This window comes from Nocardia crassostreae (genome assembly GCF_001613405.1).
Taxonomy (GTDB): Bacteria; Actinomycetota; Actinomycetes; order Mycobacteriales; family Mycobacteriaceae; genus Nocardia; species Nocardia crassostreae.
Window position 1 is genome coordinate 77,176 of the sequence record NZ_BDCH01000039.1, and the last position, 18,621, is coordinate 95,796.

At 66.7% G+C, this 18,621-nt stretch carries 20 protein-coding genes and 1 pseudogene; 14 read left to right on the plus strand and 7 right to left on the minus strand.

The window, feature by feature from the left end; translation table 11 throughout:
- Positions 1-81 precede the first annotated feature (81 nt).
- The 5 genes and pseudogenes from cysD to NC4_RS34385 all read left to right on the plus strand — a co-directional run bounded on the left by cysD (position 82) and on the right by NC4_RS34385 (position 6,094).
- Positions 82-989, plus strand: a pseudogene (cysD, locus tag NC4_RS34365) (sulfate adenylyltransferase subunit CysD).
- Positions 989-2,875, plus strand: a complete 1,887-nt coding sequence (cysC, locus tag NC4_RS34370; RefSeq protein WP_067547257.1) for an adenylyl-sulfate kinase — start codon at positions 989-991, stop codon at positions 2,873-2,875. Before cysD ends, cysC begins: the two are co-directional and overlap by 1 nt.
- Complete coding sequence (locus tag NC4_RS34375; protein WP_067547260.1) at positions 2,875-4,077, plus strand: hypothetical protein; 1,203 nt, start codon at positions 2,875-2,877, stop codon at positions 4,075-4,077. Before cysC ends, NC4_RS34375 begins: the two co-directional genes overlap by 1 nt.
- Complete coding sequence (locus NC4_RS34380; RefSeq protein WP_067547262.1) at positions 4,074-4,880, plus strand: SDR family oxidoreductase; 807 nt, start codon at positions 4,074-4,076, stop codon at positions 4,878-4,880. Before NC4_RS34375 ends, NC4_RS34380 begins: the two co-directional genes overlap by 4 nt.
- Positions 4,881-4,957: 77 nt before the next feature.
- Positions 4,958-6,094 (plus strand): sulfotransferase family protein, encoded by a 1,137-nt coding sequence (locus NC4_RS34385; RefSeq protein WP_067547265.1) that lies wholly within the window; start codon positions 4,958-4,960, stop codon positions 6,092-6,094.
- Between the two features lie 5 nt (positions 6,095-6,099).
- Here the strand turns inward: NC4_RS34385 and NC4_RS34390 are convergent, their stop codons facing one another.
- Complete coding sequence (locus NC4_RS34390; RefSeq protein ID WP_067547268.1) at positions 6,100-6,738, minus strand: TetR/AcrR family transcriptional regulator; 639 nt, start codon at positions 6,736-6,738, stop codon at positions 6,100-6,102.
- 90 nt (positions 6,739-6,828) lie between these two features.
- Between NC4_RS34390 and NC4_RS34395 the strand changes: the two genes are divergently transcribed.
- The 3 genes from NC4_RS34395 to NC4_RS34405 are packed head-to-tail and all read left to right on the plus strand — an operon-like array spanning position 6,829 to position 9,215.
- A complete protein-coding gene (locus NC4_RS34395) occupies positions 6,829-7,980 on the plus strand; it encodes an acyl-CoA dehydrogenase family protein (protein WP_067547270.1) in 1,152 nt (383 codons plus the stop codon).
- A gap of 13 nt (positions 7,981-7,993) precedes the next feature.
- Positions 7,994-8,743 carry a 3-oxoacyl-ACP reductase FabG gene (gene fabG, locus NC4_RS34400; protein WP_067547273.1) on the plus strand — a complete coding sequence of 250 codons (750 nt, stop codon included), beginning with the start codon at positions 7,994-7,996 and terminating at the stop codon, positions 8,741-8,743.
- Between the two features lie 13 nt (positions 8,744-8,756).
- Positions 8,757-9,215 carry a MaoC family dehydratase gene (locus tag NC4_RS34405; protein ID WP_067547276.1) on the plus strand — a complete coding sequence of 153 codons (459 nt, stop codon included), beginning with the start codon at positions 8,757-8,759 and terminating at the stop codon, positions 9,213-9,215.
- A gap of 46 nt (positions 9,216-9,261) precedes the next feature.
- Here NC4_RS34405 and NC4_RS43580 read toward each other — a convergent pair whose 3' ends face one another.
- Both NC4_RS43580 and NC4_RS43585 read right to left on the minus strand, forming a co-directional pair.
- Positions 9,262-9,549 (minus strand): YdcF family protein, encoded by a 288-nt coding sequence (locus tag NC4_RS43580; protein WP_067547279.1) that lies wholly within the window; start codon positions 9,547-9,549, stop codon positions 9,262-9,264.
- Positions 9,546-9,929 carry a hypothetical protein gene (locus NC4_RS43585; protein ID WP_067547282.1) on the minus strand — a complete coding sequence of 128 codons (384 nt, stop codon included), beginning with the start codon at positions 9,927-9,929 and terminating at the stop codon, positions 9,546-9,548. The genes NC4_RS43580 and NC4_RS43585 overlap by 4 nt, the downstream gene beginning before the upstream one ends.
- A gap of 210 nt (positions 9,930-10,139) precedes the next feature.
- Between NC4_RS43585 and NC4_RS34420 the strand changes: the two genes are divergently transcribed.
- Positions 10,140-10,415 (plus strand): Lrp/AsnC family transcriptional regulator, encoded by a 276-nt coding sequence (locus NC4_RS34420; RefSeq protein ID WP_067547285.1) that lies wholly within the window; start codon positions 10,140-10,142, stop codon positions 10,413-10,415.
- 3 nt (positions 10,416-10,418) lie between these two features.
- On the opposite strand, the gene NC4_RS34425 is transcribed toward NC4_RS34420, so the two are convergent.
- The 4 genes from NC4_RS34425 to NC4_RS34440 all read right to left on the minus strand — a co-directional run bounded on the left by NC4_RS34425 (position 10,419) and on the right by NC4_RS34440 (position 12,752).
- Positions 10,419-10,787, minus strand: a complete 369-nt coding sequence (locus NC4_RS34425) for a hypothetical protein (protein ID WP_067547288.1) — start codon at positions 10,785-10,787, stop codon at positions 10,419-10,421.
- Positions 10,787-11,071, minus strand: coding sequence for a hypothetical protein (locus tag NC4_RS34430; protein WP_067547291.1), 285 nt, complete (start codon positions 11,069-11,071; stop codon positions 10,787-10,789). Before NC4_RS34430 ends, NC4_RS34425 begins: the two co-directional genes overlap by 1 nt.
- A gap of 128 nt (positions 11,072-11,199) precedes the next feature.
- Complete coding sequence (trpD, locus tag NC4_RS34435; RefSeq protein ID WP_067547294.1) at positions 11,200-12,255, minus strand: anthranilate phosphoribosyltransferase; 1,056 nt, start codon at positions 12,253-12,255, stop codon at positions 11,200-11,202.
- Between the two features lie 89 nt (positions 12,256-12,344).
- Positions 12,345-12,752, minus strand: a complete 408-nt coding sequence (locus tag NC4_RS34440; protein WP_067547465.1) for a ribonuclease E inhibitor RraB — start codon at positions 12,750-12,752, stop codon at positions 12,345-12,347.
- Positions 12,753-12,920: 168 nt separating this feature from the next.
- Here NC4_RS34440 and ctaE point away from each other — a divergent pair, with 168 nt between their 5' ends.
- From ctaE to NC4_RS34465, 5 genes are all read left to right on the plus strand, one after another.
- Positions 12,921-13,532 (plus strand): aa3-type cytochrome oxidase subunit III, encoded by a 612-nt coding sequence (gene ctaE / locus NC4_RS34445; RefSeq protein WP_067547297.1) that lies wholly within the window; start codon positions 12,921-12,923, stop codon positions 13,530-13,532.
- Between the two features lie 81 nt (positions 13,533-13,613).
- Positions 13,614-14,474: a cytochrome bc1 complex diheme cytochrome c subunit gene (gene qcrC / locus NC4_RS34450; protein ID WP_067547300.1), complete on the plus strand. Its 861-nt coding sequence runs from the start codon at positions 13,614-13,616 to the stop codon at positions 14,472-14,474.
- On the plus strand, positions 14,471-15,625 hold the full coding sequence (gene qcrA / locus NC4_RS34455; RefSeq protein WP_169814926.1) for a cytochrome bc1 complex Rieske iron-sulfur subunit: 1,155 nt from the start codon (positions 14,471-14,473) through the stop codon (positions 15,623-15,625). The genes qcrC and qcrA overlap by 4 nt, the downstream gene beginning before the upstream one ends.
- The gene (qcrB, locus tag NC4_RS34460; RefSeq protein ID WP_067547303.1) at positions 15,622-17,238 is read left to right on the plus strand and encodes a cytochrome bc1 complex cytochrome b subunit; all 1,617 of its coding nucleotides are present in this window, start codon (positions 15,622-15,624) and stop codon (positions 17,236-17,238) included. Before qcrA ends, qcrB begins: the two co-directional genes overlap by 4 nt.
- Positions 17,239-17,505: 267 nt before the next feature.
- Positions 17,506-18,597, plus strand: coding sequence for an AraC family transcriptional regulator (locus tag NC4_RS34465; RefSeq protein ID WP_067547306.1), 1,092 nt, complete (start codon positions 17,506-17,508; stop codon positions 18,595-18,597).
- Positions 18,598-18,621: the final 24 nt, after the last annotated feature.

Below are 18,621 nucleotides of genomic sequence, written 5' to 3' on the forward strand. Positions count from 1 at the left end.
TCGTCGGTGTCACATTATCGAACAATAGCGTCGAATATTCGAAAACGCAAGTTGGCGGGTGGCGCGGGCGAGTGAGTGACTATGCGCACGGGATACGAGTTGGGGCATCTGGCCGCCTTGGAGGCGGAATCGGTGCACATCATTCGAGAGAGGTTGCGGCCACCTTCGAGCGGCCGGTGCTGCTGTTCTCCGGGGGTAAGGACTCCACGGTCATGCTGGAGCTGGCGCGGCGGGCCTTTTGGCCCGCGCCGCTGCCATTTCCCCTGCTGCACATCGATACCGGGCACAACTTCGACGAGGTGCTCGGCTTCCGGGATCGCACCGCGGCCCGGCTCGGGGCGCAGCTGCTGGTCGGCAGCGTGCAGGACGATATCGACGCGGGCCGGGTGACCGAACGCGAAGGGGAGACCCGCAATCGGCTGCAGACCGCCACCCTGCTGCGCAGCATCCGGGAACACCGTTTCGACGCGGTATTCGGCGGGGCGCGCCGCGACGAGGAGAAGGCGCGCGCCAAGGAGCGGGTGTTCAGCTTCCGCGACGAGTACGGCGCCTGGGATCCGCGCGCGCAGCGGCCCGAAGTGTGGAACCTGTACAACGGGCGGCACCGGCAGGGCGAGCACATCCGGGTGTTCCCGCTGTCGAACTGGACCGAGCTGGATATCTGGGAGTACATCGATCAGGCCGAGGTGGAACTGCCCGCGCTGTACTACGCGCACCGGCGCATTGTCATCGAACGCGACGGAATGCTGCTGGCGGACAACCGATTCCTGACTCCGCGCCCGGGTGAGCGGGCCTACGAGACCACCGTGCGGTTCCGCACCGTCGGCGACGCCACCTGCACCGGCTGCGTCGAGAGCGCCGCCGCCACCCCGGCCGAGGTGATCGCGGAGACCGCCGTCACCCGCCTCACCGAACGCGGCGCCACCCGCGCCGACGACCGAATCTCGGACTCCGGCATGGAGGATCGCAAGCGAGAGGGCTACTTCTGATGCGCCGCAACCTATTGCGCCTGGCCACCGCGGGCAGCGTGGACGACGGCAAGTCGACGCTCATCGGGCGCTTGCTGTTCGACTCCAAGGCGCTGTTCACCGATCAGCTCGACGCCATCGAACGCGCCAGCCTCGCGCGCGGCAATGGCGGCCCGGATCTGTCGCTGGTCACCGACGGGCTGCGGGCCGAGCGGGAGCAGGGCATCACCATCGATGTCGCCTACCGCTATTTCGCCACGCCCCGTAGGAAATTCGTCATCGCGGACACGCCGGGGCATGTGCAGTACACCCGGAACATGGTGACGGGCGCGTCCACCGCCGACCTCGCGCTCATTCTCGTCGACGCCCGCAAGGGCGTTTCGGAACAGACCCGCCGCCACGCCTTCCTGTCCTCGCTGCTGGGCGTCGGCCACCTGGTGCTGTGCGTGAACAAGATGGACCTGGTCGACTGGTCCGAGCAGCGCTTCGAGGAAATCCGGGCGGAATTCGCGGATTTCGCCACCAAGCTCGATGTGGGCGACCTCAGCTTCCTGCCGCTGTCGGCGCTGCACGGCGACAATGTCGTCGAAACCTCCACGCGCACAACGTGGTATCCCGGGCCGCCGCTGCTGCGGCACCTCGAAGAGGTGCACGTCGCCTCCGACCGCAATCTCATCGACGCGCGGCTGCCGGTGCAGTACGTGATCCGCCCGCACGGTGACAGCCAGCGCAGCTATGCGGGCACCATCGCCGGTGGCATCTTCAAACCCGGCGACGAGGTCGTGGTGCTGCCCTCCGGGCGGTCCAGCCGGGTCGGGCAGATCTGGGGGCCGGGCGGGACCAAGGTCGACGAGGCGTACACCGGTATGGCGGTGTCGCTCACCCTCGACGACGATATCGATATCGGCCGCGGGGACATGCTGGCCCGGCCCGGCAATCAGCCGCATCTGGATCGTGATCTCGACGCCATGGTGTGCTGGTTCTCCGAGACCACCGAACTGCGCGCCGGGCACGACTATTCGATCCGCACCGCCACCCAGGCCGCCAAGGTGCGGGTGAGCGAGCTGGAATACCGGCTCGATGTGAACACGCTGCACCGGCAGACGGACGCGGATGTACTGGCGCTCAACGATATCGGGCGGCTCACCCTGCACAGCCGGTCGCCGCTCATGTTCGATCCGTACCGCGACAATCGCGCGACCGGCAGCTTCATCCTGGTCGACGACACCACGAATCAGACCGTGGCGGCGGGCATGATCACCGGGCGCAGTTCCGGACCCGCCGAACTGCCGAGCGGGCGCGCCGGGCACAGCCTGCGGCCGCCGCGCCAGGACGTGGTGTGGCACAAGTCGGCGGTCGACCGCACCCAGCGGCTCTCCACCGGCGCGACCATCTGGCTCACCGGGCTGTCCGGCTCCGGGAAGTCCACCATCGCGGTGGAATTGGAGCGCCAGCTCATAGCCTCCGGGCAGCCCGCCTACCTGCTCGACGGCGACAATCTGCGGCACGGGCTCACCAGCGATCTCGGCTTCACCGATGCCGACCGGCGCGAGAACATTCGCCGCGTCGCCGAGGTCGCGGCGCTGTTCGCCGATGCCGGGGTGGTGGCCATCGTCTCGCTCATCAGCCCGTTCCGGGATCAGCGCCGCGATGCGCGAAAGATGCACGACGACACGCGGTTGCGGTTCTACGAGATATTCGTCGACACCCCGCTCGAAGAGTGCGAGCTGCGCGACCCCAATGGGCTGTACAAGCGCGCCCGGGCCGGGGAGCTGCGCGAGTTCACCGGCATCGACTCGCCGTACCAGCGGCCCGAATACGCCGAGCTGACCATTACCCCCGGTGACGGCACACCCGCCGACATCGCCCGAAACATCCGCCGAGAACTAGGAATCGCAGACGACTGATGGACCAACCCGATATCGAACAGGCGGAGCTGCCGCTGACCGAGCCGTTCCTGGCGGCGGTCGCCGAGGCGGAAAAGCTCATTGCCAGCGCCGAATTCATTCGCGACGAGCACGATCTGGCCGAGGGCTGCGACTACTTGCAGGGCAGTATCGCCGCCGTCCTGCAGCTGTCGCGGGCGCACGGGACATCGCACCCGTACTTCGTCAGCTCCACCGGGCCGTACACCAAGATGGGCCTCGACAATCCCGACACGCTGTACTACCACGCGAATGTCGAGCCGGGCGGGGAATACCTGCTCACCGGCGTGCGCGGCAGCACGGTGGATCTGAGCTTCCAGGTGCTCAAGGGCGACTACACCGCCACCGATGTGCCCAATGGTGACGACGCCTTCGACGATCGCCGCCTGGAGATCGCCGCGGACGGCAGCTATCAGCTGAGATTCGGTCCGCCCAAGGAGAATCCGGAGCCGAACTACTTCCAGCTCGGTGAGGGCGCGTCCATGCTGGCGGTGCGCGAGGTATACGGCGACTGGAATGCCGAGCGCAAGGGGTCCATTCGCATCGAACGGGTGGACACCATCGGCACCGCTCCGGCGGAACCCGTTGTGGCGCAGCTACGTAAGCGGTATCGCGCGGCCGGGCGCATGCTGCTGACCCGGGTGCACACCTGGTTCAACTTCCCCAAATGGTTCTACCTGGACCTGCCGGTCAATACTCTCACCGAACCCCGGCTCACCCCGGGCGGGCTGAGCACCCAGTACTCCTCGGTCGGGCACTACGATCTGGCCGACGACCAGGCGCTCATCATCACCGTGCCGAAATCCGATGCGCCGTACCAGGGATTCCAGCTGGGCAGCCGCTGGTACATCTCCCTGGACTACGTCAATCACCAGACCAGCCTCAATCACCAACAGGCGCAGGTGGATCCGGACGGGCTGATCCGCATGGTGGTCTCGCACCGCAATCCGGGCATCGCCAACTGGATCGAGACCACCGGACGCACCCGGGGCATCCTCCAGTTCCGCTGGCAGCGCGTCGACCGCCCGATCACCGAATCCGACGGCCCCGCCGTCGAACTCGTGCCCTTCGACAAGGTGGCTGAACGGCTGCCACACCACACCCACAATCGAATCGACGACGCCGGATGGCGCGCGCGCATCGCTGATCGGCAGCGCGTATTCGGCGAAAGGATGCTCGGATGAGCGAGAAAACCGTGCGACTGAAGACTGGTCTATTGGCCGACCAGGTGGTCGTCGTGAGCGGTGTCGGCCCCGGCCTGGGCCGGTCCATCTGTCTGGAGGCGGCGGCCGCCGGAGCCAAGGTGGTGTTGGCGGCGCGTACCGAATCGCGGTTGAAGGAAGTTGCTGCGGAGATCGAGGCCGAGGGTGGTGAGACGCTGAGTGTGGTCACCGATATCACCGATGAGGAGGCCGTACGGAACTTGGTGGCTCGCACGTTGGAGGCGTTCGGGCGGGTCGATGTGCTGGTGAACAATGCTTTCGCGGTGCCGTCGATGAAGCCGCTGGCGCGCACGGATTTTCAGCAGATTCGGGACAGTATCGATCTGACCGTGCTGGGTGGGTTGCGGATGACGCAGGCGTTCACCGAGGCGCTGAGTGAGTCCAAGGGCGCGGTTGTCATGATCAACTCGGCGGTGTTGCGGCACTCCGAGCCCCGGTACGGCAGTTACAAGGTGGCGAAGTCGGCGTTGCTGGCCATGTCGCAGACGCTGGCGACGGAGTTGGGGCCCAAGGGGGTTCGTGTCAACACCGTCGCGCCCGGGTATATCTGGACCGATCAGCTGAAGTGGTACTTCGGGGAGATCGCCAAGAAGTACGGCATCACGCCCGAACAGGTCTATGAGCAGACCGCCGCCAAATCCGATCTGAAGCGGCTGCCCGAGCCGGACGAGATCGCCCGCGCCGTCGTCTTCCTCGCCTCGCCCTGGGCCAATGCCATTACCGGCCAGACCCTCGACGTGAACTGCGGCGAGTACCACGTATAGCGATCGAGCGGGGATCCATGGGGTGCCGGTCGGTCGGCCGAATCGCCAGGATTCCCGCTCAGTACAAGGAGTTACCCATGAGCGGACGCACAAACGTCGGCACCGTCGAGGACCTGCACGCCTCGGCGACGAAGGTCTGCGGGCTCGATGATTTCGGCTCGGACGACCATCACGAGGCGCTCGGCGTCCTGCTGGAGTCCTATCAGCGCGATGCCGGGCTCACCGAACTCGGCTCCAAGATGAGCCGGTACTTCCTGCGCGGGGCGCTGGTGGCCCGGGCGCTGAGCGAAGCCTCCTGGCAGGCGCATCCCGGGTACGCCGAAACACCGGTCCAGCGGCCGATTTTCGTGACCGGCCTGCCGCGCACCGGCACCACCGCCCTGCACCGCCTGCTCGCCGCCGACCCGCAGCATCAGGCCCTGGAAATGTGGCTGGCCGAGTTCCCGCAGCCCCGCCCGCCGCGCGACAGCTGGGCCGAGAATCCGATCTATCAGCAGATCGACGCCGGATTCGCCCAGCATCGCGTGGAGAATCCGGAGTTCATGGGCCTGCACTACATGAGCGCCGCCGATGTCGAGGAGTGTTGGCAGCTGCTGCGGCAGACCGCCAAGTCCATCTCCTATGAATCGCTGGCCTACCTGCCGACCTACTCGCAGTGGCTGCGGCAGCAGGACTGGACGAATGCCTATGTGCGGCACCGCCGGAACCTGCAACTCATCGGGCTGGGCGACAGCCGACGCTGGGTGCTCAAGAACCCCAGCCACCTGTTCGCCCTGGACGCGCTGATGAGCGTGTACCCGGACGCGCTGATCATCCAGACCCACCGCGACCCGGTCACCATTGTCGGCTCCTCGTGCAGCCTGTCCGAGCACGCCGCGCGCGGCTGGTCGACCACTTTCACCCGGGAGCGCATCGGCGCGACCCAGCTGGAGCTGTGGTCGCGCGGCCTGCGCGAATTCACCACGGCCCGTGCGAAATACAACCCGGACCAGTTCCTCGACATCCAGTTCGAGGATCTGCGCGCCGACCCCATGGGCACGGTCGAGAAGATCTACGGACAGTTCGGCCTGGAGTTCACCGCTCCGGCCCGCGCGGCCATGCTGTCCCTGGACGAGGAGAGCAAGAGCGGCGACCGCAAACCGGCCCACCGCTACTCACTCGCCGACTACGGCCTGACCGAAGATCAGGTCAAGGCGGAATTCGGCCTCGCCTGACACTCTCACCGGCGGCGCTGCGGCAGCGCTTCATAGCGCAGCCGCAGGCCGTCGGTGAAGGCGGTCAATGCCAATTCGAAACTCTCGGAATCGATTTCGTCGGCCTTGGCGCGCAATAGATGCGCCTGGTCCAGGTGCGGATACCGGTCGCGGTAGACCTGCACATCGTCGACGAACCCCCGGGAGAACGATCCGATGGTCGCGCCCATCACCAGATACCGGGTGGCAGCGCCGATCATGGTGGCCTCGCGCGGCGGCCAGCCCGCACCCACCAGCCCGCCGTGCACGGCATCCGTGAAGCGCAGATGCTCATCCCGCTTACCCGGGCCCGTGGACAGATACGGCACGAAATTGGGGTGCGCGACCAATGCGCTGCGGTAGGACCGCGCCCAGTCGATGAGGCCCTGCCGCCAATCCCCGCGCTCGAACGCCGAGACGTCGACCCGGGCCATGATGTGCTGGGCGATATCGCCGAGCAGCTCGTCCTTGGTCGGGTAGTGGCCGTACAGCGAGGCGGCCTGCACGCCCAGATCCGCGGCCAGCTTGCGCATGGACAGCGTCGCCAATCCGTCCTGATCGATCAGCGCGAGCGCGGCGTCGCGAATGCGCTCACGGCTCAGCAGCGGCACCCTCGGCCGGGGCATCGGCTCACCTCCTGCGGGCTCTTGAAAAACCGAACATCGTTAGGTTACCTTCGGAAGCATAAACCTAACAACGTTCGGTTAGGAGCCGTCGTGGATTTCGAACTCGGCGAGGCGCAGCGGGACCTGCGTGAACTCGCGCGAGCATGGGTGGACAAAGAGGTCGTGCCGCATGCCGCCGCCTGGGATCGGGCGGAATCGGTGGACACCGCCATTGTGGGCAAACTCGGCGAAATGGGCTTCCTCGGTATCGAGATTCCCGAAGAGTACGGCGGATCCGGCGGCACCGCCCTGGATTACTGCATCCTGCTCGAGGAACTCGGGCGTGGCGACAGCTCGGTGCGCGGCATCGTGTCGGTCTCGCTCGGACTGGTGGGCAAGTCGATCAAGACCTACGGCACCGAAGCGCAACGGCGGGAATGGCTTCCGCGCCTGTGCACCGGGCAGGCGCTCGGCTGCTTCGGGCTCACCGAACCCGAGACCGGATCGGATGCGGCGAACCTGATCACCAAGGCCGTGCGCGACGGGGACGACTGGCTGCTGACCGGCACCAAGATATTCATCACCAATGGCACCTGGGCCGATATCGCGGTGATCTTCGCGCGCACCGGCGGGCCGGGACCCAAGGGCGTGACCGCCTTCCTGGTGCCCACGGACGCACCGGGATTCACCCGCACAGAGATCAAGGGCAAGCTCGGTCTGCGCGGGCAGGCGACCGCCGAACTGGTTCTCGAGAAGGTCCGCGTCCCCGATTCCGCGCGGCTCGGCGAGGAAGGCCAGGGCTTCAAGATCGCCATGGCCGCCCTCGACAAGGGCCGCATGGGCGTGGCCGCCGGATGCGTCGGCGTCGCGCGCGGCTGCCTGGAAGCCTCGGTCAAATACGCCGCCGAACGCGAGCAGTTCGGCAAACCCATCGCCTCCTACCAGCTGGTCCAGGAACTCCTCGCCGATATCGCCGTCGAGGTCGATGCCGCACGCCTGCTCACCTGGCGGGTGGCCGACTTGATCGCACGCGGCAAACCGTTCGGCACCGAGGCCTCGGTCGCCAAACTGTTCGCCAGCGAGGCCGCCGTGAAAGCCGCCAACAATGCCATCCAGGTCTTCGGCGGATACGGCTACATCGACGAATATCCTGTCGCCAAATACCTGCGCGACGCCCGCGTCCTCACCCTGTACGAGGGCACCAGCCAGATCCAGAAACTACTCATCGGCCGCGCCCTCACCGGCGTGAACGCCATCGCCTGACAAGGAGATTCGCATGTCCAAGGTTGCCTTCGTGATCGGTTCGGCCCGCGGCATCGGCGCCGCCACCGCCGCCCGGCTGGGCGCCGACGGGTTCGCCGTCGCCGTCGCCGATCTCGACGAAGCCGCCTGCAAGGAAACCGTCGACGCCATTGTGGCCGCGGGCGGTAAGGCAATCGCGGTGGGCTGCAATGTCACCGACGAGGCCCAGGTCGACGCCGCCGTCGATCGCGTTGCGGCGGAACTGGGTTCGCTCGACGTACTGGTCAACAATGCCGGTGTGCTGCGCGACAACCTGCTGTTCAAGATGTCGGCCGACGACTGGGACATCGTCATGTCCGTGCACCTCAAGGGCGCGTTCCTGTGCAGCCGCGCCGCTCAGCGGTACATGGTGAAGCAGAAGTCCGGCAAGATCGTGAACGCCTCCAGTGTGTCCGCGCTCGGCAGCCGCGGCCAGGCCAACTACTCCGCCGCCAAGATGGGCATCCAGGGCTTCACGCGCACCCTCGCCATCGAGCTCGGCCCGTACGGCATCAATGTCAATGCCGTCGCCCCCGGCTTCATCGTCACCGAGATGACCGATGCCACCGCCGCCCGGGTCGGCATGTCCCCGGAGGATTTCCGCACCGCGGCCGCCGAGGTCATCCCGCTGCGCCGCGTCGGTGCGCCCGCGGACATCGCGAACGTCGTGTCCTTCCTGGTGTCCGACGACGCCTCGTTCGTCACCGGCCAGACCATCTATGTCGACGGCGGCCGCCGCATCTGACCGGGAGCCCCCCATGATCGAGTTCACCGATTTCGACGCGCTGCGCGCCGCCGTCGGCACGGAAATCGGTGTCAGCGACTGGATCACCGTCGACCAGGACCGCATCGACCGCTTCGCCGCAGCCACCGGCGACCACCAGTGGATCTACGTCGATCCGGAGCGTGCGGCCGCGGGACCCTACGGCCGCACCATCGCACACGGCTTCCTCACCCTGTCGCTTATGGTGCCCATGACGGCGCAGGTCATGAAGGTCGGCGGCGTGCGCATGGCAATCAAATACGGGCTCAACAAGGTTCGCTTCATCAACCCGGTCCCGGTCGGCAGCCGCCTGCGCGCCCGGGTCGAGCTGACCGCGGTGACCGATGTGCGCGACGGCGTGCAGGCCGAGCGCAAGGTCACCATCGAGGTCGATGGTGACGGTGAGCCCAAGATCGCCTGTGTGGCCGAGAGTCTCGCGCGTTATCTCGCTTGAGCCGGGGTGCGCACCCTCGTCGATCGGACGGGGGTGCGCACGTCGGCTACTCGCCCGGCCCGAACGGGGCCGCGGACAGCGGGGTGTGATCGGGCGTCATGGTGGCCACCACCGAGATGCCCGCTGCGTTGAAATTGCTCAGCGCCCTGGCGATGTGGTCGGCCGAGGTGATCAGAATCGCCGTATGGGTGCCGATGGCCTCCATGAGTTGCGCCGCGAACGCGGCGTTCTGCACCGTCGAATTCGCTTGTGTCTCGGCGAAGATGCGATGCGCCTCGATACCGCGATCGATGAGCCAGGTGGCCATGGCCTGGGCTTCGGTAATGCCGTTCACCGGATTCCCGCCGGTGACGATGACCGGGGCGGCGGGGAGAGCAGCGCCGAGACATAGCCGGCGTAGAGCCGGTTGACGAGTTCGGGTCGCAGGCTGCCGTCCGGTTCCAGGCCGTAGCCGAGCACCACGATGGCGGTGTTCGGGCTGAACAGGGCGGGCAGGTCCAAGCCGGGCAGCCGGAAGGTGGTGACCGAATTGATCATGGACATCACCTCCGTGGTGATGCCGTCGACGGGCGAGGCCGGTTCGGCGTGCGCGGGGGCCGCGCCGAGGGCCAGAACGGTGACGGTCGCGCCTGCCAGCAGAGTGCGGGCGGCGAATCGGGCGGTGTTTCGGGTGAAGTGGCGGAGGGCGGGAACGGCCGGATGCGGAGCGGGCATTGGAAACCCCCTGACAGTCACGCACTGAAGGCGTGGTGTTTCACAATCTTGCTCCCTCATGATCACCCGAGACCTACCGGCCGGTAAGTGAATTCGGGAAAGATGTCACCGCCGGAGAAATCACTGGCGGGCCCGGTCTATCGGACCGTTGTCCGAATCGGATCGGCGGGGACGGGGTGCGGCGCGCGGCGATCACTTAGAGTTGGGCGCATGATTACCGCGATCGTGCTGATCCACGCCGAGTCCGACCGCATTCCTGAGACCGCGCAGGAATTGGCCGATATCGACGGCGTGGGCGAGGTGTATTCGTGCGCGGGGGATGTGGACCTCATCGCCATCGTGAAGGTGTGCGACCACGAGGAGATCGCCACGGTGGTGACCGGGCGGATCAACAAGACCAAGGGCGTACTGCGCACCGACACCCACATCGCGTTCAAGTCGTACTCGAGCGCCGATGTGGAGGCCGGATTCTCGATCGGGGAGTAGCGCTCAACTGGTCTCTATGGACGCGCCGAGCGGGGAGGCGGAACCGCCGGGTTCGACCACGGTGGTGACGCCGCCCTTGCAGCCGGGGAGCAGATAGACGCGGACCGGCTGGTCGGTGTTGTTGCTGACCGCCAGGCGGCGCGGGAACTTGCGCAGGGTCAGGCAACCGGCGGGGTCGCCGTAATCGTGGCCGTCGACGGTGAGGGTGTCCCCGGCCGTCGCGGATTGCGCGGTCGCGGTGGGTACCGCCGTGGTCTCGGGGACCGCGAGAGCGAACCCGGCAATGGCCGTCAGCCCACCGGCCATCACCAGAAGTCGCCGCCGCCAGCGGATTTCGCCGCGCCGAGGCCGGTTGCCCGGCGACCGCGGCATTACGACGCGAACACCGACGCGCCGGGGAAGGTATTGGTCGAACCCTGATTCACGGTGCCGGTGACATCGCCCTGGCAGTCCGCGCCGCTGTACACGGTGATGGACCCGGAGGTGTCGTTGTGGATCTCCAGATTCATCGACACCGGGGCGACGTTCACGCAGCCGCTCGGGTCGACATAGTCCAGGCCGTTCACTTTGATGGTGCCCGGCGCGGCGGCCGCGGGGGCGGCCACGGCCATCGCAAGGGCGACCAAGCCGGGCAGAACCAGTCCGTATTGCCTCATGCGGTACTCCTTCGTAGAAGGAAACGCCTGATCAACGCCGAAACTGCGATGCAGGGTCAGTATCGCACCGGTACAGAACGAACCGCCCGACCGGTCCGCGAAGTGAGGTCAGGCAGCGCGCTGCGGGGTCAGTCGGAGCCCAGTTCGTTGGTGAGGGCGGCCCAGCGATCCAGCAGGTCGGCGGCCGCGCCGGTATCGATGGCGGCGGAGACCCGCTCCAGGGCGGGGCCGAGCTTGTCGTGGATATCGCCCGCCACCTGCTCGGGGACGAGCTCGAAGGCGACCACGGCGGCGGCCGAGTTGAGCAGAACCGCATCGCGGACGGGGCCCGGCTCACCGGCCAGCATGTTCCGGGCGATGACGGCGTTCATAGCGGCGTCGCCGCCCTGTAGGGCCGCGGGCTCCACCCGTTCGATGCCCAATTTGGTTGGGTCGATGGTGGTTTCGTAGCGCTGGCCGCCCGCCACCACCCACGCGTCGGTGGTACTGGCCGTGGCGATCTCGTCCAGGCCGTCATTACCGCGCACGATCAGGGCGGACGCACCACGGTCGGTGAACGCGCCCGCGATGGTCGGGAGCAGATCCGCGAAAGCACAGCCGATGAGACCGGCCTTGGGCTGCGCCGGGTTGGTCAATGGGCCCAGGATGTTGAAGACGGTCGGGATCCCGATCTCGCCGCGAGCGGGACCGGCGAAGCGCAGCGACGGGTGGAAGACCGGGGCGAAACAGAAGCCGATGCCGACCTGACGGACGCATTTGGCGACCGATTCCGGGCCGAGGGCGATCTTCACGCCCAGCGCCTCGAGGACATCCGCGCCGCCGCTCTTGGAGGAGGCCGCGCGATTACCGTGCTTGACGACCGGAATTCCGGTGGCTGCCACGACAATCGACGACATTGTGGAGATGTTCACCGTGCCGGAGCGGTCGCCGCCGGTACCGACGATGTCGACCGCCGCGCCGTCGTACTGGACACGGCGGGCGTGGGAGAGCATTCCGGAGGCGAGACCGGCCAGTTCGGTAGGGGTCGGGCCCTTCATCTTCATGGCCACGCCGAAGGCGGCGATCTGCGCTGACGTGGCGCTATCGGTGAAGATCTCGTTCATGGCCCACGCCGCCTCGTCCTCGGACAGGTTGTTGCCGTCGGTGAGGATGCCGAGGATTTCCCTCCAGCTGCGCGCGCCCATGATTCATCTCTTTCGTTGCCGGTGATGTGTCCGTACACCAGTGTTATCCGATCAAGCCTAGCGCGGAGCAACGATTTCTTACCCCCTAGTTATAGCGGCCCGGGTTGCAGCGCCTCCCAGCCGAGCGCATCGCCGTCGTGGCGCTGGGCCAGGCCCGCCATGCGCGACCGCTCCTGCGAGCAGTGCAGGGCGTCCAGAACCTGCACTCGATGCACGATCAACAGCGCCGGGTCCGATTCGTCCACTGAGCTGGTCTGATAGCCGTCCTGCGCGACAATGATTTGCACCGCATTCACCTGCGCCGCAGGTAAACGCAGGTGATGGCGCAGCACCACGGGCTGCTCGGCCGTCCACCCGTCCGCCCTGGCCAGAGCGGACGAACAGGCTTCCGCGTCATCGAAACTCGACGCCACCACGACCAGATCGCCACGCCCGGGATCCAGTTCCATTGGCGCGGTGCGCCGCCGCCATCGCCGCCACCACGATGTCGTCTCCATATTGGCCTCCAAACCGGCTCAGCATTCTCTTACCTGGGCAATCTAGGCTGCTCCGTGACACGCCGAGCCCCCTGCGAGAGGCCCGCTCGCCCTGCGGTTTCCGACACGAACGACGAAGTTTCGTACCCGGCTACTCCTGTCGTACTACGACAAGTCATACTTACCGGCGTGACGACCGCAGTAGGGACCCCAGGATCGGCCATTACTCAGCGTGTGCACTCGCTGAACCGGCCCAACATGGTCAGCGTCGGTACCATCATCTGGCTGTCGAGCGAGCTGATGTTCTTCGCCGGCCTGTTCGCCATGTATTTCGTCGCTCGCGCGCAGGCCCATGGCAACTGGCCGCCGGAGCCGACCGAGCTGAACATGAAGCTTGCCGTACCGGTGACCGCCGTGCTGGTCGCATCCTCCTTCACCTGCCAGATGGGCGTCTTCGCCGCGGAGAAGGGCGACGTCTTCGGCCTGCGCCGCTGGTACTTCATCACGCTGCTCATGGGCGCGTTCTTCGTCGGCGGCCAGGGTTACGAGTACTACAACCTCGTGCACGAGGGCACCTCGATCTCCAGCAGCGTCTACGGCTCGGTGTTCTACATCACCACCGGCTTCCACGGTCTGCACGTCATCGGCGGTCTCATCGCCTTCGTGTTCCTGCTGATCCGCACCACGCTCAGCAAGTTCACCCCGGCGCAGGCCACCGCCGCGATCGTCGTCTCCTACTACTGGCACTTCGTCGACATCGTCTGGATCGGGCTCTTCGCCACGATCTACTTCGTCCGCTAGCCGGACCGCCGAGGCCCAGCCCGCCGTCGGCACCCAGAACTTCTTGTACAAGTCGGTTCCGTCTACTCCAAAGGGACACAGATGAGTTCATCTCCCCCGTCAGTGCCAGATCCCGAAGGGATCGGCAAGGCCACCAAGACGCGCAAGCAGCGCCGCCTGCGTCGGCGTTTCGCCGGGGCAATGGTTCTCCTGATGGGTCTCGTCGGAGCAGGGTTCGCGGCCGCCGCCCTGACCCCGCAGGCGCAGGTCGCCACGGCGAACCAGGACGAGTCCGCGCTGATCCGCGAGGGCAAGCAGATCTACGACACCTCCTGCGTCACCTGCCACGGTGCCAATCTGCAGGGCGTCCAGGATCGCGGCCCGAGCCTGATCGGCGTCGGCGAAGCCGCCGTCTACTTCCAGGTGTCCTCCGGTCGTATGCCCGCCGCGCGCAACGAAGCGCAGATCATGCGCAAGCCCCCGAAGTTCGACGCCCACCAGACCGACGCTCTCGGCGCCTACATCCAGGCCCAGGGTGGCGGCCCGACCGTGGTGCGCGACGCCAATGGCGAGATCGCGCAGGAGTCCCTCATCGAGGATGCCGATCTGGGCCGCGGCGGCGAGCTGTTCCGCATGAACTGCGCGTCCTGCCACAACTTCACCGGTAAGGGCGGCGCGCTGTCCTCCGGTAAGTTCGCCCCGCCGCTGGAGCCGGCGAGCGAGCAGCAGATCTACCTGGCCATGCTCACCGGCCCGCAGAACATGCCCAAGTTCTCCGACCGGCAGCTGACGCCGGAGGAGAAGAAGGACATCGTCGCCTACATCAAGGACCGGATGGAGACCAAGTCCGAGGGCGGCTGGGGCCTGGGCGGCTTCGGTCCCGCCACCGAGGGTCTGGCCGTCTGGCTGGTCGGCATCGTGGCCCTGGTCGGTTCGGCCATGTGGATCGGTTCCCGGTCATGAGCGAACAGGAGCTTAAGAAGATGGGGGACAGCCCCAACCCGGACAACCTCACCGAGGAGCAGCTCGACGCCATGTCGCTCGACGAGCTCGTCAAGCTCGGTACCGAGCTCGACGGCGTGGACGTCGCCTACCGCGCGCCGCGCTGGCCGATTCCGGGCACCCGGGCCGAGAAGCGGGCCGAGCGTCAGGTGGCCATGTGGTTCGGCATCTCCGCGCTCGCGGCCGCCGCGCTCATCGGCGTCTTCCTGTTCTGGCCCTGGGAGTACAAGGGCCGCGGTGAAGAGGGTAACAGCGCCTACACGCTGACCACCCCGCTGTACGGTCTCACCCTCGGCATCTCGGTGCTGGCCATCGGCATCGCCGTGGTGCTGATCCGCAAGAAGTTCATTCCGGCCGAGATCTCGATCCAGGACCGCCACGACGGCAAGTCCTCCGAGACCAACCGCCGCACCCTGGTCGCCGAACTGACCGACGCGCTGGACACCTCCACGCTGGGCCGCCGCAAGCTCATCACCCGCACCGCGGGCCTGGGCGCCGGTCTGCTCGGCGTCGGCGCGCTGTTCGTGTTCGTCGGCGGCATGATCAAGAACCCGTGGGCCAAGGGCGACAAGTCGCCGCTGTGGGTCTCCGGCTGGACCCCGGACTTCCCGGGCCAGACCATCTACCTGCGCCGCGACACCGGCCGCCCCGAGGACATCGTCCTGGTGCGCCCGGAGGATCTCGACGCGGGCGCGATGGAAACCGTCTTCCCCTGGAAGGAAGAGTGGCGCGGCGACGAGCACGCGACCTTCCAGTCGCTGCGCGGTATCCGCAACGCGGTCATGCTGATCCGCCTGCGGACCGAGGATGCCGAGAAGGCCATCAAGCGCAAGGGCCAGGAGAGCTTCAACTACGGCGACTACTTCGCCTACTCGAAGATCTGCACCCACCTGGGCTGCCCCACCTCGCTGTTCGAGCAGCAGACCAACCGGATCCTCTGCCCCTGCCACCAGTCGCAGTTCCTGGCGACCGAATGGGGTAAGCCGGTCTTCGGTCCCGCCGCTCGCGCGCTGCCGCAGCTGCCGATCACCGTCAACGCCGAGGGCTACCTGGTCGCCGTACACGACTTCATCGAGCCCCTCGGCCCGGCCTTCTGGGAGCGTCGTTCATGAGCCCTAGCAAAGCGGCCGCACAGGCCAACGAGATCGACGAGCGGTACCACGCCGCGGCCTTCCTGAAGCGATCGATCAACAAGGTCTTCCCGACCCACTGGTCGTTCCTGCTCGGTGAGATCGCGCTGTACTGCTTCATCATTCTGCTGCTGTCGGGTGTGTACCTGACGCTGTACTTCGACCCCTCCATGTCGGAGACCGTCTACCAGGGCGCGTACCAGCCCCTGCGCGGCGTGACCATGTCGAAGGCGTACGAGACCGCGCTGAACATCTCCTTCGAGGTGCGCGGCGGTCTGTTCGTGCGTCAGGTGCACCACTGGGCGGCGCTGCTGTTCGCGGCGTCGATCATCATCCACCTGTTCCGCATCTTCTTCACCGGCGCGTTCCGCAAGCCGCGTGAGGCGAACTGGGTGATCGGCTCGCTGCTGCTCATCCTGGCCATGTTCGAGGGCTTCTTCGGCTACTCGCTGCCGGACGACCTGCTCTCCGGTACCGGTCTGCGCGCGGCGTTCTCGGGTATCACCATCGGTGTTCCTGTGGTCGGCACCTGGCTGCACTGGCTGATGTTCGGCGGGGACTTCCCGGGCACCATCATCATTCCGCGTCTGTACATCGCGCACGTGCTGCTCTTCCCAGGCATCATGCTGGCGCTCATCGCGGCGCACGTGGCCATCGTCTGGTACCAGAAGCACACCCAGTTCCCCGGCCCCGGCCGCAAGGAAACCAATGTGGTGGGCGCGCGCATCGTGCCGGTGTTCGCCGCCGACCAGGGCGCATTCTTCGCCTTCACCCTCGGCATCATCGCCATGATGGGTGGCGTGCTGCAGATCAACCCGATCTGGAACCTGGGTCCCTACAACCCGTCTCAGGTCTCCGCGGGCTCGCAGCCGGACTTCTACATGATGTGGACCGACGGCATGGCGCGACTCATGCCGCCGTGGGAGCTCTATCTGGGCCGCTACACGGTTCCGGCCGTGTTCTGGGTGGCGCTCATCATGGGCCTGGTCTTCACCGTCCTGATCGCCTACCCGTGGATCGAGAAGAAGCTCACCGGCGACACCGCTCGCCACAATCTGCTGCAGCGTCCGCGCGACGTGCCGGTCCGGACGGCCATCGGCGCCATGGCGATCGCCTTCTACCTGGTGCTGACCCTGGCCTGTGTCAACGACATCATCGCGCTGAAGTTCTCGATCTCGCTGAACGCGACGACCTGGTTCTTCCGCATCGCGCTGCTGGTCGCCCCGCCGCTCGCCTACTTCGTGGCCTACCGCTTCTGCATCGGCCTGCAGCGCAGCGACCGCGCCGTCCTCGAGCACGGCGTCGAGACCGGTGTCATCAAGCGCCTCCCGCACGGCGAGTACATCGAGGTCCACCAGCCCCTCGGCCCGGTCGATTCGCACGGCCACCCGATCCCGCTGGAGTACCAGGGCGCCCCGGTGCCCAAGAAGATGTCCAAGCTGGGTTCCGCGGGCAAGCCCGGCTCCGGCTCCTTCCTCCGGGCCGACCCGCCCACCGAGGTCGAGCAGAACGCCGAACTCGCCCACAAGGAAGAGCACGACATGCTCGCCGCCCTGGAATCCGCCCAGGACAGCGGAGCGAGCAAGGGCCACTGAGCCCCTGCATCACGTAACACGGGAAGGCCCCGAGTCGATTTCGACTCGGGGCCTTCCCCGTTCCGAACAGCGGCATCCAATCCAGGTCCGATCAAACCCGCACCCACGCTCAACAGCGCCGGTCCGGTCGTCATCCATCTACGTCGCCGTCACGACGTCAATCGCTGGTCCCCCATGCCTTTGGTCGAAGTCCTGACTTCGACGGTAGGAATGCGGGTTTCGCCAAAGAATGTGCTGAACCGACCAGTATTTGTTAGTTTCCGCCATATGGCGGACCAGGTCCGGCCACCCAGATGGCATATCGCACGCCCGGCGGTTTCGACCCGCTACCTGCTCGATACCGCGCGTGCGCACGGTCTTCCGGATGCGGACGAGCTGGACGGAACGGGGCTGCGCCCAGCCGATCTCGGGGATCCGCGCGCTGTCGTACTTCCCGAACAGGAGTTGCGAGTGGTGCGCAATCTGCTGTCCCACGGCGGCGACCCCCGCGAACTCGGCATCGAGACCGGACTGCGGTACTCGCTCACCAGTACCGGGATTCTCGGGTACGCCCTGTTGTCCAGCCCCACCATTCGCGACGCTCTCACGGTGCTGGAACGCTTCGACCTCCTGCTGTCCTCCTACTACGAGGTCTCCTTCCGCGAAACGCCTTCCGGAATGCTCGTCGAAGTCGCCGACGGCGACGTCCCGCCCGACGTCCACCCGTTCCTCCTACCGCGAGACCTGGTGGCGGGCTTCCGAATAGCCGGGTTCTTCCTCTCACCCGCCGTCCTCGAACTGATCGCCGAGCTGAACCGTCTTGTCCGCCTCGAACTGCCCGACGCCACCGCCCTCGCCTACGCCGACGACGCCCGCGAACTCCTCGCCCCGTTCGGCATCACCCTCGCCATCGAATCCGGCTCCGACCGAACCGCTTTCACCATCCCGCACGAACTCCTGAGCCGGCCCACTCCCGCACCGGACCCGGCCACGACTGCCCTCTGCATCCAGCAGTGCGAACAACTCCTCGACGAGCGCTCCCGCTTCACCGGCACCGCCGCCCAAGTCCGCCACCTCCTCCTCCGCGACCCCTCCGCCATGCCCACCCTCCCCGCCGTCGCCCGCGCCCAAGGCATCTCGGACCGCACCCTCCACCGCCGACTGGCCGAAGAACACACCAACTTCCGCGCCCTCGTAGACCGCATCCGCCAGGAAATCGCCGCCGAACTCCTCGACCTGGGCCTCACCGTCGAGGCGGTCTCCCGCCACCTCGGCTACACCGACACCGCCGCCCTCACCCACGCCCACAACCGCTGGCACGGCCACCCACCCACCCACCCGCCGCCACGACATCGACCGCTGAAATCGGCCAGCAGGTAACCGTGCAGGCGGCATGCCGTACAA

Excerpts from the sequence above, each read along its gene's own strand:
- cysC (WP_067547257.1), top strand. The coding sequence starts at position 989 with ATGCGCCGCAACCTATTGCGCCTGGCCACCGCGGGCAGCGTGGACGAC.
- NC4_RS34375 (WP_067547260.1), top strand. The coding sequence starts at position 2,875 with ATGGACCAACCCGATATCGAACAGGCGGAGCTGCCGCTGACCGAGCCG.
- NC4_RS34380 (WP_067547262.1), top strand. The coding sequence starts at position 4,074 with ATGAGCGAGAAAACCGTGCGACTGAAGACTGGTCTATTGGCCGACCAG.
- NC4_RS34385 (WP_067547265.1), top strand. The coding sequence starts at position 4,958 with ATGAGCGGACGCACAAACGTCGGCACCGTCGAGGACCTGCACGCCTCG.
- NC4_RS34390 (WP_067547268.1), bottom strand. The coding sequence starts at position 6,738 with ATGCCCCGGCCGAGGGTGCCGCTGCTGAGCCGTGAGCGCATTCGCGAC.
- fabG (WP_067547273.1), top strand. The coding sequence starts at position 7,994 with ATGTCCAAGGTTGCCTTCGTGATCGGTTCGGCCCGCGGCATCGGCGCC.
- NC4_RS34405 (WP_067547276.1), top strand. The coding sequence starts at position 8,757 with ATGATCGAGTTCACCGATTTCGACGCGCTGCGCGCCGCCGTCGGCACG.
- NC4_RS43585 (WP_067547282.1), bottom strand. The coding sequence starts at position 9,929 with ATGCCCGCTCCGCATCCGGCCGTTCCCGCCCTCCGCCACTTCACCCGA.
- NC4_RS34420 (WP_067547285.1), top strand. The coding sequence starts at position 10,140 with ATGATTACCGCGATCGTGCTGATCCACGCCGAGTCCGACCGCATTCCT.
- NC4_RS34425 (WP_067547288.1), bottom strand. The coding sequence starts at position 10,787 with ATGCCGCGGTCGCCGGGCAACCGGCCTCGGCGCGGCGAAATCCGCTGG.
- NC4_RS34430 (WP_067547291.1), bottom strand. The coding sequence starts at position 11,071 with ATGAGGCAATACGGACTGGTTCTGCCCGGCTTGGTCGCCCTTGCGATG.
- trpD (WP_067547294.1), bottom strand. The coding sequence starts at position 12,255 with ATGGGCGCGCGCAGCTGGAGGGAAATCCTCGGCATCCTCACCGACGGC.
- NC4_RS34440 (WP_067547465.1), bottom strand. The coding sequence starts at position 12,752 with ATGGAGACGACATCGTGGTGGCGGCGATGGCGGCGGCGCACCGCGCCA.
- qcrC (WP_067547300.1), top strand. The coding sequence starts at position 13,614 with ATGAGTTCATCTCCCCCGTCAGTGCCAGATCCCGAAGGGATCGGCAAG.
- qcrA (WP_169814926.1), top strand. The coding sequence starts at position 14,471 with ATGAGCGAACAGGAGCTTAAGAAGATGGGGGACAGCCCCAACCCGGAC.
- qcrB (WP_067547303.1), top strand. The coding sequence starts at position 15,622 with ATGAGCCCTAGCAAAGCGGCCGCACAGGCCAACGAGATCGACGAGCGG.
- NC4_RS34465 (WP_067547306.1), top strand. The coding sequence starts at position 17,506 with ATGGCGGACCAGGTCCGGCCACCCAGATGGCATATCGCACGCCCGGCG.